Raw genomic sequence first — 13,535 nt, forward strand, 5'->3', positions numbered from 1 at the left:
CCGCTCCCGTCCCGGCGGCCAGCCGTCCTGTCGGCGCCGCACCGGGACAGGGTCGGACACCCCTACGACGAACCGGCGCCGCCGTCTTGGACAGTGTGCCGAGGAAGCCGGTCACGGGTGGGGCGGACAGGACGCGGGAGCCGGTCACGGGTGGGGCGGACGGGGCGCGGGAGCCGGTCCCGCGGCAGGTGTCACCCGAGTACGCGCTGCGGGTCGTCGACCACCCGGTGGGTGACGGGGATGGGGGAACGGGGCAGCCAGGCGGGCTCCGACGCGTTCGGCACGGCCGAGAGGAGGACGGCGTGCAGCGGCAGCGAGGGCGGCAGGCCCTCCTGGCTGGGGACCGGCTCGGTCCCGCGGTAGGCGACCGACAGTGAGGGCTGCGCCAACGCCCGCATGTGGACGACGAGTTCCGCCTCGTCGCCGGTGACCTGCGGCGGCAGTGTCTGCGCCGGGACCGGCGCGAACCCGAGGCGGGCCTTGAAGCCGAACAGGCCGGGCTGCGCCGTGTGCCCCAGCAGCGAGGGGTCGTTGCCCAACGAGGCCCAGACGAAGCCGCGTTCGCGTGCCGCGTCGAAGGCCGCCGTGTACATCAGGCGCGACAGCATGCCCTGGCGCGCGGCGTCGGCCACCGCGGAGAACCGCAGCTGCACCATGGACTGCTCGGGCCGCAGCCAGCCCAGGCAGCCTCCGGTGAGCGTGCCGTCGGCGTACGCGAACACGCCGAGCAGGGTGCTCAGATGGCGCAGGAGATGGCGCTCCTGCCGACGGGCGTGGTTGACGCCGTGGGTCATCCCGGCGATCTGCCGGTCGTAGAGCCGGAGGAAGTCCTGGAGGTCCTGCTCGCCGACGGCCGGCAGGACGCGCAGCACGATCCCGCTGTTCTCGGCGACGCGCGCGGCGTAGCGGTGGCTCTTGCGCTCCTTGGTCGGCAGCCGCGCCTGGAACGCGGTCGCCGAAGCGGTCAGGGGGGCCAGCCAGCTGATCCATGACGGCTTGACCAGGAAGCCCGCGGCCTCCAGCTCCTCGCGCCGGGCCAGATCGGTCAGCCGCACCCGCACGATGTCGATGTCGAGCGCCGGGTCGTGCCAGTCCCGGTCGAGTGCCTCCGCCACGCTCGCAAGGGCGATCCTGGCGTTCTCCCTGGTGTCGATCCGCATGGTTTCGGCCTCCTCGCCCGGCGGTCCACGGTGATCCGTACCGCAGCCTGCCGACCGGCCCCGGCGCGGGCCATCTTCCGTCGTGCCGGATCCGGCGCACGCTCCACAAGCTGGAAGATGCGGCGGGCGCCGGGGGGGTGTGACAGTGGGGGCGCAGGCCGGCGGCGCCCGGGCGACGCCCCTGCGCCTGCCCATGGGCAGGCCGGCGGCGCCCGCTCCCGGCTGTCATCCGCGGGAAGGAGCACGCCTGCGAGCGCCGGCCCGCCGACCACCGCGACCTCGTCCTGCCCCTTGCCCACCCCTGACCAGCCCGGAGGGACCATCAGTGGACACCGCAACGAGCAGCAATTTCTCCCGCCAGGTGCTCGCCGCCGTGCTCGACGCGGCCCGGCAGGCCCACGGCGGAGACGTCGACGCGGACCTCGATCCGATCTCGGCCGGCTTCGACTCGATCGCGGCGGTGGAGATGGCCGGCATCCTGGAGGAGGCGTTCGACGTCGAGTGCACCATGGTGGACGTCTTCGACGTCACGTCGCTCGGCGAGCTGGCCGACCTCCTGGTCCAGCGCATCGACGCGGCCAGCGGCCGGTAGCGGCGTGGAAGCGGCCACGCCCTGCCCGATCGTCGACCGGGTCAGGCTCATCGCCGCGGGCCGTCCCGAAGACCCGGCCGTGGTCGGCGGGGGCGAGCGGATCACCTACCGGGACCTGCTGCGGCAGACCGACCGGTGGCAAGGCCGCTGCGCGGCGCTCGGCCTCGCCACCGGCACACCGGTCGCGGTACTCACCGGCGGCGAGCCGGCCACCGCGGCGGCCTTCCTCGGCGCCAGGGCCGCCGGGCTGGTGCCTCTGCTCGTCGACGAACAGCAGGCCGCGGCGCGGGTGACCGCCGTGCTGGAGGCCGCCCGGCCGTCGGCAGTGCTGCGGCCCGCGACCGGCGAGGCCGAGCCGACCGGTGAGCCCGACCCGCGCGTCCTGCCGGCCAGCGCCGGCTACCTGGTGTTCTCCTCGGGCAGCCAGGGAACTCCCAAGGGCATCGTCGGCCGCGCGGCCGGGCTGCTGGCCTTCATCGACTGGGAGATCGCCGCGCTCGGGCTGGCCCCCGGCACCCGGGTGGCGATGCTGACCTCCCCGTCGTTCGACGTGGTCTACCGCGACCTGCTGCTCCCGCTGTGCTCAGGCGGTGAACTGCATGTCGCCCCCCGGTCCACCCGCGTCACCCCGGCCGCCGTGCTCCCCTGGCTCGCCGAGAGCGGCATCGAGGTGCTGCACGCGGTGCCGAGCCTGAGCGCCCGCTGGCTCGCCGCTGCCCCGCCGACCACCCTCGACGCGCTACGGCACACGGTGTTCGCCGGCGAGCCCCTGTACGGGCGACATGTGCGGCAGTGGCGTGCGGTCGCCCCGAAGTCGAAGGTCGGCAATCTGTACGGGCCGTCGGAGACCACGCTCGCCAAGTTCCACTACGAGGTGCCCGACGACTGCGGTTCCGGTCTGCAGCCGGTCGGCCACCCGCTGCCCGGCACGGTCCTCGGCCTGGAACCCGTCGACCCGGCCGGCGCCCCTGGCGTTCAGCGAGTCGTCATCACCACCCCGGACGGCTCGCTCGGCTACCTCTCCGGCGCCTGCGGGCCGGACGACCGCGCACGCCTGTCGTGCGGCGACGAGGGGACCGCGTTCCGTACCCAGGACCGCGGCATGCTGGACGGGGCGGGGCGGCTTGTGATCGTCGGCCGGCTGGACTCGCTGGTCAAACGCCGGGGCGTATTCGTGGACATCGCCGCCATCGAGGCGGCCGCCGCCGACCTGCCCGCGGTCCGCTCGGCCTGTTGCGTCCACCTGCCCGCGACCGGCGACGTCGTGCTGGTCGTCGAGGTTCCGGACCCGGCAGTCGCCCCGGCGCTGCGCCGTCCGCTGCACGCCGTGCTCGGCGCCGGCATGCCCGATCGCGTCATCGGACTCGCGGCCATGCCGCTGCTCCCGGGCGGCAAGGCCGACCGGCGGGGCCTCAGAGAACTCCTCGACCTGAAAGGGGCCGACGATGACCGCGAGGCGTCCTGACCGCGCAGGTCCCTGCACCGTCGTCGTCTGCCGGTATCAGCCGGAGCTGCTCGCCGCCCTGCTGGACCACCCCGCGCGTGCCGAACGCCAGGCCGACGTCTGCCTGGTGCTCGAACGCGCCGACGTCCGGTACGAGTCGCCGGACCCGCGGTTGCTGGCCCGATGCCGGAAGGTCTACACCGTGGGCAGCCTCGACTCGCTGTCCGAAGTGTCGGCCGTCGCCGTCGACCTGCGGCAGACGTGTCCTCCGGTCATCCGGGTGTGCAACCAGAACGAGCTGAGCCAGTTCGGCGCGGGCTACCTGCGCATGCTGGTGCAGGACCCGCCGGGCGATCCCGTGCATCACGTCGCGCACCGCGACAAGCGCCTCATGAAGGAACTGGTACGGGCCGCCGGCGTGCCCGTGACCCGGTTCCGGTCGCTGGCGGACGCCCGGGACGAGGCGGCCACGATCCTGGCCGGGAAGGAGCTGACGGCGCCGCTGATCGTCAAACCGGCAGCCGGATTCGGCGCCAGCGCGACGGTCAGGGTCGACGAGGCCGCCGGACTGGAAGCCGCCGCGACCGGGCTGACCTTCGACCCGGCGCAGCGGTCCCGCCACCTGATCGTCGAGGAGTTCGTGCCGGGCGAGGAACTGTGCGTCGACGCGATCTGGTCGGGCGGCCGGGCGGAGACGTTCGTGGTCCACCGCTACCTGCGACCGCGGATCACGGTGCTGGAGACCGCGCTCGACGGATCGATGATCCTGGCGCCCGAGGAGCATCCCGAACTCTACGACCGGCTACGGCAGATGCACGCGCGGATCAACCCGGCGCTCGGCATCGTCGACGGCCCGACCCACCTGGAGGTGTTCCGGCGCCCCGACGGGGAACTGGTCTTCTCCGAGATCGCCTCGCGCGCAGGCGGCGCCTGGGTGCAGCCGATGCTCGGCGCCTACCACGGCCGCTCCACCTGGTCCCTCATCGCGGACTCCACGCTGACAGGCGGCATCCCGCCGCTCACCCGGCCCTGGCCGCACGTCGGCGGGATCAGCATCCGGCCGTCGGTCCCCGGGGTCATCACCAGCGTGCCGACCGATGCGGAACTGCGGGCCTTCCCCGGCACGATCACCTGGCGCCGGCAGCGGGGGATCGGCGAGCGGGCCCGCCTGACCGGGCCGTCCGACTGGTACTTCTTCCTGGTCCTCGGCGCGGGCAGCGCCGCGGAACTCCACGACCTGTGCGTCCGCGCCGCCCGGACGTTCAGCCTGCACACCGACGGCGGGACCGGCGCCGCCTGACGGCCGCCGCCGGTCCCGGCTGCTCAGACGTCCGCTGTCCAGGGCTTGTCGGGGGCGACGGCGATGCGTGCGACCAGGGCGGCGAAGTCGGCTGTCCAGCGTTCCGCCGTGCCGGCCCTGAGCCGGTCGGGCGCGTACTCGAACAGGCCGCGCAGGCCGCCGGAGGGCAGGTCCCACATGCCCCAGATGCAGAATCCGCCCCGGCCCAGCGGCACTTCACGCCGCATGGTGACCTGCTCGACGTGCTCGGCGAACTGGATGTCCTGGTCCGCCACCACCGGCCGGGCGTAGTTGAAGAGGAACAGCATGTTCTCCGGCTGCGCCTGGGGCCGCATGAAGTCGGGGTTGTCCTGTTCGATCACCTGGTTCGGCAGGGGGTGGCGGGAAGCGTCCAGGCAGGTTCCGCGCGCTCGCAGCAGGACGTCCCGGTAGGTGACGCAGTCCCGGAGGTCGACCCGCAGCGGCAGCACGTCCGCGAAGAACCCCACGGTGTCACGGAAGTCCCGGTCGTCGCGGGCGGCGGTCTGGGAGATGAGCGCGGCGTCCGGAACCCCGGTGACCCGGGCGGCGAGCAGCGCGCCCGCCGCGACCAGCACGTGCCAGGGCGTACCGCGCACGCTGCGTGCGACGGCGCGGACGGCGTCCATCTCCCGCGGACCGAGTTCGAAGGCGGCGTGGCCGTAGACGCTGCCGACAGGAGCGGCGCCGGGGACCTGATCGGCGGCCGGCGCGAAGACCTGGCCGCCGGCCAGCTGCGCGGTCCAGAAGTCACGGACCTTCCTGGACTTCTCCCCGGCCAGCTCGGCCTGCTGTCGCGCGGCGTACTCCCCGTACTGCCGGGCCGGGGGAGTCCGGCTGCCTCGCCGCGTACCCGGGCCCGGTAGCAGGCCGCGAGGTCGCGGCGGAGGAGACCGGCGGACCACGCGTCGACCGCGAGGTGGGAGGAGAGGATCGTCAGCACCGCGTCCCGGTCGTCGAACCGGTGCAGCGCGGCCCTGAGCAGGGGGGTCTGCGAGCGCGGCATCGTCTGCGCGTGCAGCTTGACGAGGAGCTCCTCGGCGACGTCCTCCCGTGATTCCCCCGGGCCGGGCACCAGGACGTGCTCGGTGAACGGCACGGAGGAGGGAGGCAGCACCGACTGGTACGCGGGGCCGTCGTCCTCGCAGTCGCAGGCGAGCACCGTGCGCAGCGACTCGTGCCGGGCCACCACGTCGTCCAGCGCGCTCCGGAGCGCGGAGGTGTCCACGACGCCCCGTATCCTGAGCGCCATCGGCGCGATGAACTTCGACATGTCGAAGCCCTCCCGCTCATCGGCACAGCACATCGTCAGCTGGGCGGAGAGCGGATAGCGGGTGACTTCCTCGGCGCCTGGCATACGGCAACGCCCTTTCCGGTTCTCTGTCCCGCACCGAAGGCGGTGCTCGGCCCTTCGACGCTAGGAGTCGGACGCGGCGCCGGGCAGCTTCGAGGTTGCCGAGCCGGGCGGGCACCGGCCGGCCGGGCATGTGGGGAGATGCCCGCCAGGCCGCGAACCCCTAGGTTGTCCATCCAGCAGAGCCGTGACGGAACACCGGAGCGGACGGTCAGGACGCGCGGCGACGCTCGCTTCGGGCGAGACGCGTCGCCCGTCCTGGGATGCCGACGCGTGGACGACAGAAGGCAGGCCATGTCCGTACTCAGTCCGTTGACCTTCGCCAAGAGCCTCGTACCGGAGGCCGGCCCGCAGCGCATGTATGTCACCTCGTCGTTCGTGGGCACGGTGGGCGGCGGCATCATGATGCCGATCAGCGTCCTCTACTTCACCAGGATCGTCGGCCTGTCCTCCGCGAAGGTCGGACTCGCCTTCACCGTGTCCAGCCTGATCGCCATCCTCATGTCCGCGCCGGCCGGCGCGCTCGCGGACCGAGTCGGCCCGCGCCGGGTGGTCATGGGATCGCTCGCCCTGCTGGCCGCCTCCGGGCTCGCCTACCTGCTGGTCCAGAACTTCTTGACCCTGCTGGTCGTCAACGCGTGCATGGACGTCAGCTTCGCCGCCTACTTCCCCTCCGTCGGCGCCCTGCTGCGCAGGGTGGGCGGCGAGCAGACCGTCACCATCCGCTCGCAGTCCCGCGCGGTCGCCAACATCGGGGTGGCGTTCGGCTCACTGGTCAGCGGCGCCGGCATCCAGATCGGCACCGCCGCCGCCTATCACGTCCTCATCGTGTTGTTCGGCGCCGCCCAGACAGCCGCACTCATCCTGCTGTTCAGGGTTCCCGACTACCGGCCGCTGCCCCGGCCGGAGAAGGATTCCCCTGACGACGACCACCCGGGTCCGGCCGTCGACGCCGCGCCCGATCCCAAAGGCATCGCGCTGCGGGACAAGGCGTTCGTCGCCTATGCGCTGGTCGGCGGCGCGATGACCGTCCAGTCGCTCATCCTCGAAATCATGATCCCGGTCTGGATCGTCGGCCACACCGACGCCCCGAGCTGGGGGGTCACCCTCGCCTTCATCATCAACACCGCCCTGGTGGTGCTCCTCCAGGTCCGGCTCGGCGGCAGCGTCCAGACACTCGGCGACGGCGGAGTGGCCCTGCGCCGCGCGGGCATCGCCCTCATGCTCGGCTGCGCCGCGATCAGCCTGATGGCCGCGGCACCGGCATGGGCGGCCCTGCTCGTGCTCGCCGCCGGAATGGCGCTGCTCACGCTCGGCGAGATCTGGTACGCCTCCGGCACCTTCGCGTTCGATTACGGTCTTCCGCCGGCATACGCCCAGGGCCAGTACCAGGGCTTGTCCGGTACGGCGTCCGGAGCAGCCCGCGCCGTCGCGCCGGTCTTCCTGCTGGGCGTCGTCCTGGACTTCGGCAGCGCCGGCTGGATCGGGCTCGGGGCGATCATGCTGTTCCTGGGACTCACCGGCCCGGCTCTGGCCCGCTTCGGCGCCCGCACCCGGCCGGCCGAGCGGGCCGACGGGACCGGCGCCTCGGCCACCGCGATCCCGCCCGCCGCGAACTCGCCGGTCGGCGACACCGCCTGACGGGAGCGGCACCGCGCCGACGACCGGCGGGCTGAGCCGGATGATGTCGTCGTCACCGCGACGGGCCGGTCGTGTCGGTGCCGCCGCAGAAACCGCCGCGGCGACGTCGCGAGCCACCGACGTCTCACCGCCGGCCATTCACCGCCATCCATGCACGAGCCCGTTGGCTTCACAAGGTGAAGACGGTCGGCCCTCTTGACGCCCCGCAGGTGACGTCGCTTTCATGCAGGGTGCGTCTGGGAGCGCTCCCACAGTGTTCCCGGCGTCCCCCCACACCACGAACTGAAGGCGTTCCACCCCCCACCGAGAGGAATCGCACCCGTGGTCAGCACCTCGGGCTCCCCCACGAGCCCCCCTCGAACGTCCCGCATGCCGCGCGCCGCGTTCGGCGCCGCGGTCGCGGCAGCCCTGCTGGCGCTGATCGCGCTCGTCGTGGGCCAGTCGTCCGCGACGGCGGCGGGCAACTCCGCCCCGACCGCCGCGAAGCCGGCCCTCGCGCCGGCCGCCGCAGCGGCGGCAGCCGCCGCGGGCACCGGCTACTGGCACACCAGCGGGCGGGACATCCTGGACTCCAACAACCAGCCGGTGCGCATCGCGGGCATCAACTGGTTCGGCTTCGAGACCTCGAACGAGGTCGTGCACGGCCTCTGGTCGCGTGACTACAAGAGCATGATCGACCAGATGAAGCAGCTCGGGTACAACACGATCCGACTGCCGTACAGCGACGACATCTTCAAGCCCGGCGCCACGGCCAACAGCATCACCTTCTACGGCATGAACCAGGATCTGCAGGGTCTCAGCCCGCTCCAGATCATGGACAAGATCGTCGACTACGCGGGGTCGGTCGGCCTGCGGGTCATCCTGGACCGGCACCGCCCGGACTCCAGCGGCCAGTCGGCGCTGTGGTACACCAGCAGCGTCCCGGAGTCGACCTGGATCACCAATCTCAAGGCGCTGGCCGCCCGTTACCAGGGGAACACCGCGGTCGTCGGCATCGACCTGCACAACGAGCCGCACGACCCGGCCTGCTGGGGCTGCGGCGACACCTCCACCGACTGGCGGCTGGCCGCCGAGCGGGCCGGCAACGCGGTCCTCGGCGTCAACCCCAACCTGCTGATCTTCGTCGAGGGCATCCAGACCTTCAACGGCACGTCCGGCTGGTGGGGCGGCAACCTGATGGGCGTCGCGCAGTACCCGGTGCAGCTCAGCGTGGCCAACCGGGTCGTGTACTCCGCGCACGACTACGCGACCTCGGTCGCCCAGCAGACCTGGTTCACCGACCCGTCGTTCCCGGCCAACATGCCGGGCGTGTGGGACAAGTACTGGGGCTACATCTTCAAGCAGAACCTCGCGCCGGTGTGGGTCGGCGAGTTCGGCACCACCCTGCAGTCCACGACCGACCAGCAGTGGCTGAAGGCCCTGGTCTCGTACATGCTGCCGACCTCGACCAACGGCGGGGACAGCTTCAGCTGGACGTTCTGGTCCTGGAACCCCGACTCCGGTGACACCGGCGGCATCCTCAAGGACGACTGGCAGAGCGTCGACACGGTCAAGGACGGGTACCTGACCTCGATCAAGGCGCCGACCTTCGGCGGCACGGGCTCGACGGGCGGCACCTCCTCCGGCACGTCGTCGGGCACGTCCTCCGGCACGTCCTCCGGCACGTCCAGCGGCACGTCCTCCGGCACCTCGTCGGGCACGTCCTCCGGTACGTCCAGCGGCACGACGACGGGCACCTCCACCGGCACCTCCGCCGGAACGTCGACCGGCACCACTTCCGGTACGACCACCGGCGGCACGGGCAACGCGGGCTGCACCGCGGTCCTGCACATCGACAACCAGTGGTCCGCCGGCTTCACCGCCACCGTGACGGTCACCGCGGGCAGCGCCCCGGTCAACGGCTGGAAGGTCGCCTGGACCTGGCCCGGCAGCCAGCAGGAGACCAGCGCCTGGAACGCCACCGTCCAGCAGACCGGCGCCTCGGTCACCGCGACCAACCTCAGCTACAACGGCGCACTCGCCGCGGCCGGTTCCACCAGCTTCGGTTTCCAGGGCACGGCCAGCGGCGCCTTCACCGCACCGGCCCTCACCTGCACCGCCTCCTGACGGCCACGGCCGCACCGACGTCCGCGCCGGCGGGTCCCCGACCCGCCGGCGCGGACGTGCCGCGTGACCGGGTCCGGTGCGTGCGGTCCGGCCGACCCATGGGTTAGGCTTGCCTAACTTGAAAGGTCTGGAGGCTGCCGATGGCGGAACGACCCGAGCGCGGAGCGCCGCGCAGGACGCCGAGGGCGAAGTCCGCGCACGTGGTGCGGGCCGAGCGGCTGACGCCGCACATGATCCGGGTGGTGTTCGAGCTGGCGGCGGACGCCGAGCTGGAGGTGGGCGCGTGCACCGACCACTACGTGAAGCTGCTGTTCGCGCCCGGCGGCGGCGCGCTGGAGGACGCCTACCGGCAGCGGTACACCGCGCCGTTGGACATCGAGGCGATCCGCCGCGACCTGCCGCGCGAGCAGTGGCCGACGACCCGCACGTACACCGTGCGGGCCTGGGACCCGGCGGCGCGCGAGATGACGGTCGACTTCGTGCACCACGGCGACCAGGGGCTGGCCGGGCCGTGGGCGGCGCGGGTGGAGCCGGGCGACAGCCTGTGGTTCATGGGCCCGGGCGGCGGGTACGCGCCCGATCCGGCGGCCGACTGGCACCTGCTGGCCGGTGACGAGAGCGCGCTGCCGGCCGTGGCCGCGGCGGTGGAGCGACTGCCGGCCGGGGCGACGGCGAAGGTGTTCGTGGAGGTCGAGGGGCCGGCCGAGGAGCAGAAGCTGGTCACCGCGGGCGACGCCGAGATCGTCTGGCTGCACCGCGGCTCGCGCCCGGTGGGCGAGGCCCTGGTGGAGGCGGTCACCGCGCTGGACTTCCCGCCGGGCGACGTGCACGCCTTCGTGCACGGCGAGGCGACTTTCGTCAAGGAGCTGCGCCGGCACCTGCGGCTGGACCGCGGGGTCCCGCGCGAGCGGCTGTCGATCTCCGGTTACTGGCGGATCGGCAAGGACGAAGACGGCTGGCAGTCCTCCAAGCGGGAGTGGAACGCGCAGGTCGAGGCCGAGCAGGAGGGCGCTGCCTGAACGCGCCTCGCGCCGGGACAAGGCCGGCCCCGCGCCGGGACAGGGCTCGGGCCCCCGCACGCCGCGGGGGCCCGGGCCGCTCTCACACCGACTTCTGGTACGAGCGGAAGGTTCGGGTGGACAGCCACACCGCCGCTGCCGCCAGCGCCAGCAGCGCGCCGCCGCGGCCCAGCACCACGCCCGGGTCGGGGTTCGCGGACATCGCCGAACGCCCGGCGACCAGCGCCCAGTTGACCGGGTTGAAGTCGGCGATGTGCCGCATCCAGGAGGGCATCAGGCCGGGCGCCATGAACGCGGAGGACAGGAAGGTCAGCGGCAGCAGCAGGAAGGTGTTGACACCGATGATGCTCTCGCGCTGCCTGACCAGCATGCCCAGCGCGTTGGACAGCGCGCCGAAGACCGTGCCGAGCAGGATCGACAGCAGCACCAGCAGCAGCACGCCGCCGATGCCGCCCGGGTAGTGCGCGCCGCCGAGCTTGCCGAGCAGCACGATCACCGCGGACTGCACGGTGGTGCTGAACGCCTGCTGCACCACGTTGGCGTTCATCAGCGCCGCGCGGCTGACCGGCGTGATCAGGAAGCGGTTCAGGGTGCCGCGCTCGATCTCCTCCAACGTGCCCATGCCGGCCCACATGTTGGAGGACACCGCGCTCATCACCACCACGCCGGGCACCAAATAGTCCAGGTACGACTGGGCGCCGAAGCCCGGGAGTTCGACCACCTTCTTGAACAACTGGCCGAACAGGAACAGCCAGATGACCGGCTGCACCAGGGTGATCACGACGAAAACCGGCTGGCGGAAGATCGCCACCAGCTGACGCTGCGTCATGTACCAGCTGTGCGCGAGCGCTTCCAGGAGGCCGCGGCCGGGCGCGGACCCGGCGGAGTCGGCACGGCCGGCTCCGGCGTACGGGGTGGCGGCGGTCATCGCGCACCTCCGGCGGCGCCCGCGGGGAGGGGGGCGGCGCCCGCGGCGCCGTCGGCGTCGGCGAACCGGCGCCCGGCGTAGCGGAGGTAGACGTCGTCCAGCGAGGGCCGGGCCACGGTCACGGACGCGACCTGCGCCCCCTCGCGCTCCAGCACGGCCAGCACCTGCGGTACGGCGGCGGGCCCGTCGTCGGCGCGGGCGCTGAGCCTGCGGCCGTCGACCACCGCCTCGCGCACGCCGGCGAAGGCGTCCAGGGCGGCTCGCAGCAGCTGCGCGTCGACCGCGCCGGGCGTCTCGCGCAGCTCCACGTGGACGGCGTCGCCGCGCAGTTCGCCCTTCAGCTCGTCCGGCGTGCCCTCGGCGACGACCCGGCCGCGGTCCACGATCGCGATGCGCTCGGCGAGGCGGTCGGCCTCCTCCAGGTAGTGCGTGGTGAGCAGGATGGTCAGGCCCTCGTCGCCGGCCAGCCGGTCGATCTCGTCCCACATCGCCGTGCGCGCCTCCGGGTCCAGGCCGGTCGTCGGCTCGTCCAGGAAGAGCACCAGGGGCCGGTGCACCAGCCCGAGCGCCACGTCCAGGCGGCGCTGCATGCCGCCGGAGTACGTCCTGACCAGCCGGCCGCCTGCGTCCGCGAGGTCGAAGCGCTCCAGCAGCCCGTCGACGCGGCGGGCCAGGTCCGCGCCGCGCAGCCCGTACAGGCGGCCCTGGAGCAGCAGGTTCTCGCGGCCGGTGGCCACCGGGTCGGCGCCCGACTTCTGGGCCACCACGCCGATCGCGCGGCGCACCCGGTCCGGGTGGCGCAGCACGTCGTGCCCGGCGACCGAGGCGGCGCCGGAGTCGGGGCGGGCCAGGGTGGTGAGGATCTTGACGGTGGTGGACTTGCCGGCGCCGTTGGGGCCGAGCAGCCCGAAGACGGTGCCGGCGGCGACGGTGACGGACATCCCGTCCAGGGCGGTCACGCCGCCGGGATAGCTCTTGGTGAGGTCGCTCGCCTCGACGGCGGGCGGGTGGGTGGTCATGGTGGTGTGCCTCCGCGGTGCTGTGGTGCCGGCCGGAGGTGCGCGCGGGCGCCTCCGGACGGGCACGGCTGTGGGGCCGGACGAGATGGCGCAGCCGCGGAGGGGAGCCGGGATATCGTGGGTGTGCCGCACCTCGATCCCCCGGTGTCCGCGGTCCGCGGGCGTTCCGGCCGGGTTCGCTGGTTCGCGTGCCGGCGTCCGCTGTTGCCGCAGCGGGCGCCGGACCTCGTCATTCCTGCTCTGCCATGCGCTCCTCGATATCGGTCCACTCCTCCGGCACCTCGCCGGTCTCGTGGAAGGTCCGCCACTGTGCCACGCCCGGCAGGGCGCCGTCGGCCATCGCCGTGAGCAGCCCGCGCACCCACTGCGCCTGGGCGTCGATCATGTGCAGCTGGTACTCGGTCTCGATCACGAACAGCCGGGGCAGGTCCGCGTCGAGCCGGCCGAGGATGCCGCGCAGCGCGGCGGCGTGCACCTCCAGGGCGTGCACCCGCTCGGCGAGCAGATCGGCCACCTCGTCCGGGTGCAGCGCGCCGATCAGCGAGAGCGCGGTGTCGAAGGCGGGGTACTCCCGGGCGGGCACGGCCACCAGGTCGGCCAGCCAGTCGTGCATCTCGACCCGGCCGGCCTCGGTGAGGCCGTAGAGGGTGCGCTCGGGCCGGTTGCCCTCGCGTTGCACGCCGGTCACCTCGACGAAGCCGCGCTTCTCCAGGTTCTGCACCACGGTGTAGAGCGAGCCGTAGTTGATCTTGATGACGTGTTCCTTGCCGCGCTGCCGCAGCAGCCGGGCGATCTCGTACGGGTGCATCGGGCGTTCGCCGAGGAACACCATGACCGCCAGGGCCAGCGGATTGGACAGCCGTGCCCGCTGGGCCATGACCGCCACCCCCGACCATCACTCGATCCCGTATATCCGCAGCCGAGTATATCGCGAAGACAGGTCGGCATCAACCG

10 protein-coding genes and 1 pseudogene are annotated in these 13,535 nt (G+C 72.9%); 6 read left to right on the plus strand and 5 right to left on the minus strand.

What is annotated here, in order from left to right; translation table 11 throughout:
- Nucleotides 1-191: 191 nt before the first annotated feature.
- Complete coding sequence (locus VSR01_RS05870) at nucleotides 192-1,160, minus strand: GNAT family N-acetyltransferase (protein WP_326448214.1); 969 nt, start codon at nucleotides 1,158-1,160, stop codon at nucleotides 192-194.
- A gap of 325 nt (nucleotides 1,161-1,485) precedes the next feature.
- Here VSR01_RS05870 and VSR01_RS05875 point away from each other — a divergent pair, with 325 nt between their 5' ends.
- Genes VSR01_RS05875 through VSR01_RS05885 form a run of 3 tightly spaced genes read left to right on the plus strand, consistent with a single transcriptional unit; the run spans nucleotide 1,486 to nucleotide 4,496 of the window.
- Nucleotides 1,486-1,752, plus strand: coding sequence for an acyl carrier protein (locus VSR01_RS05875; protein WP_326448215.1), 267 nt, complete (start codon nucleotides 1,486-1,488; stop codon nucleotides 1,750-1,752).
- Nucleotides 1,753-1,756: 4 nt separating this feature from the next.
- Entirely contained in the window at nucleotides 1,757-3,217 is a 1,461-nt protein-coding gene (locus VSR01_RS05880) for an AMP-binding protein (RefSeq protein WP_326448216.1), read from the plus strand.
- Nucleotides 3,198-4,496 (plus strand): ATP-grasp domain-containing protein, encoded by a 1,299-nt coding sequence (locus VSR01_RS05885; RefSeq protein ID WP_326448217.1) that lies wholly within the window; start codon nucleotides 3,198-3,200, stop codon nucleotides 4,494-4,496. The genes VSR01_RS05880 and VSR01_RS05885 overlap by 20 nt, the downstream gene beginning before the upstream one ends.
- Nucleotides 4,497-4,519: 23 nt before the next feature.
- Here the strand turns inward: VSR01_RS05885 and VSR01_RS05890 are convergent.
- Nucleotides 4,520-5,871: pseudogene (locus VSR01_RS05890) on the minus strand (condensation domain-containing protein).
- Between the two features lie 291 nt (nucleotides 5,872-6,162).
- On the opposite strand from VSR01_RS05890, the gene VSR01_RS05895 reads away from it, so the two are divergent.
- The 3 genes from VSR01_RS05895 to VSR01_RS05905 all read left to right on the plus strand — a co-directional run bounded on the left by VSR01_RS05895 (nucleotide 6,163) and on the right by VSR01_RS05905 (nucleotide 10,634).
- Nucleotides 6,163-7,509, plus strand: a complete 1,347-nt coding sequence (locus VSR01_RS05895) for an MFS transporter (protein ID WP_326448218.1) — start codon at nucleotides 6,163-6,165, stop codon at nucleotides 7,507-7,509.
- Nucleotides 7,510-7,878: 369 nt separating this feature from the next.
- A complete protein-coding gene (locus tag VSR01_RS05900) occupies nucleotides 7,879-9,615 on the plus strand; it encodes a cellulase family glycosylhydrolase (RefSeq protein WP_326448219.1) in 1,737 nt (578 codons plus the stop codon).
- A 140-nt stretch (nucleotides 9,616-9,755) separates the two neighbouring features.
- Nucleotides 9,756-10,634 carry a siderophore-interacting protein gene (locus tag VSR01_RS05905; RefSeq protein ID WP_326448220.1) on the plus strand — a complete coding sequence of 293 codons (879 nt, stop codon included), beginning with the start codon at nucleotides 9,756-9,758 and terminating at the stop codon, nucleotides 10,632-10,634.
- 82 nt (nucleotides 10,635-10,716) lie between these two features.
- Here the strand turns inward: VSR01_RS05905 and VSR01_RS05910 are convergent, their stop codons facing one another.
- The 3 genes from VSR01_RS05910 to VSR01_RS05920 all read right to left on the minus strand — a co-directional run bounded on the left by VSR01_RS05910 (nucleotide 10,717) and on the right by VSR01_RS05920 (nucleotide 13,458).
- On the minus strand, nucleotides 10,717-11,463 hold the full coding sequence (locus VSR01_RS05910; RefSeq protein WP_326453510.1) for an ABC transporter permease: 747 nt from the start codon (nucleotides 11,461-11,463) through the stop codon (nucleotides 10,717-10,719).
- Nucleotides 11,464-11,558: 95 nt separating this feature from the next.
- Nucleotides 11,559-12,581 carry an ATP-binding cassette domain-containing protein gene (locus VSR01_RS05915; protein WP_326448221.1) on the minus strand — a complete coding sequence of 341 codons (1,023 nt, stop codon included), beginning with the start codon at nucleotides 12,579-12,581 and terminating at the stop codon, nucleotides 11,559-11,561.
- A gap of 229 nt (nucleotides 12,582-12,810) precedes the next feature.
- The gene (locus VSR01_RS05920) at nucleotides 12,811-13,458 is read right to left on the minus strand and encodes a PadR family transcriptional regulator (protein ID WP_326448222.1); all 648 of its coding nucleotides are present in this window, start codon (nucleotides 13,456-13,458) and stop codon (nucleotides 12,811-12,813) included.
- Between the last annotated feature and the right edge of the window lie 77 nt (nucleotides 13,459-13,535).

The organism is Actinacidiphila sp. DG2A-62 (assembly GCF_035825295.1).
GTDB lineage: Bacteria > Actinomycetota > Actinomycetes > Streptomycetales > Streptomycetaceae > Actinacidiphila.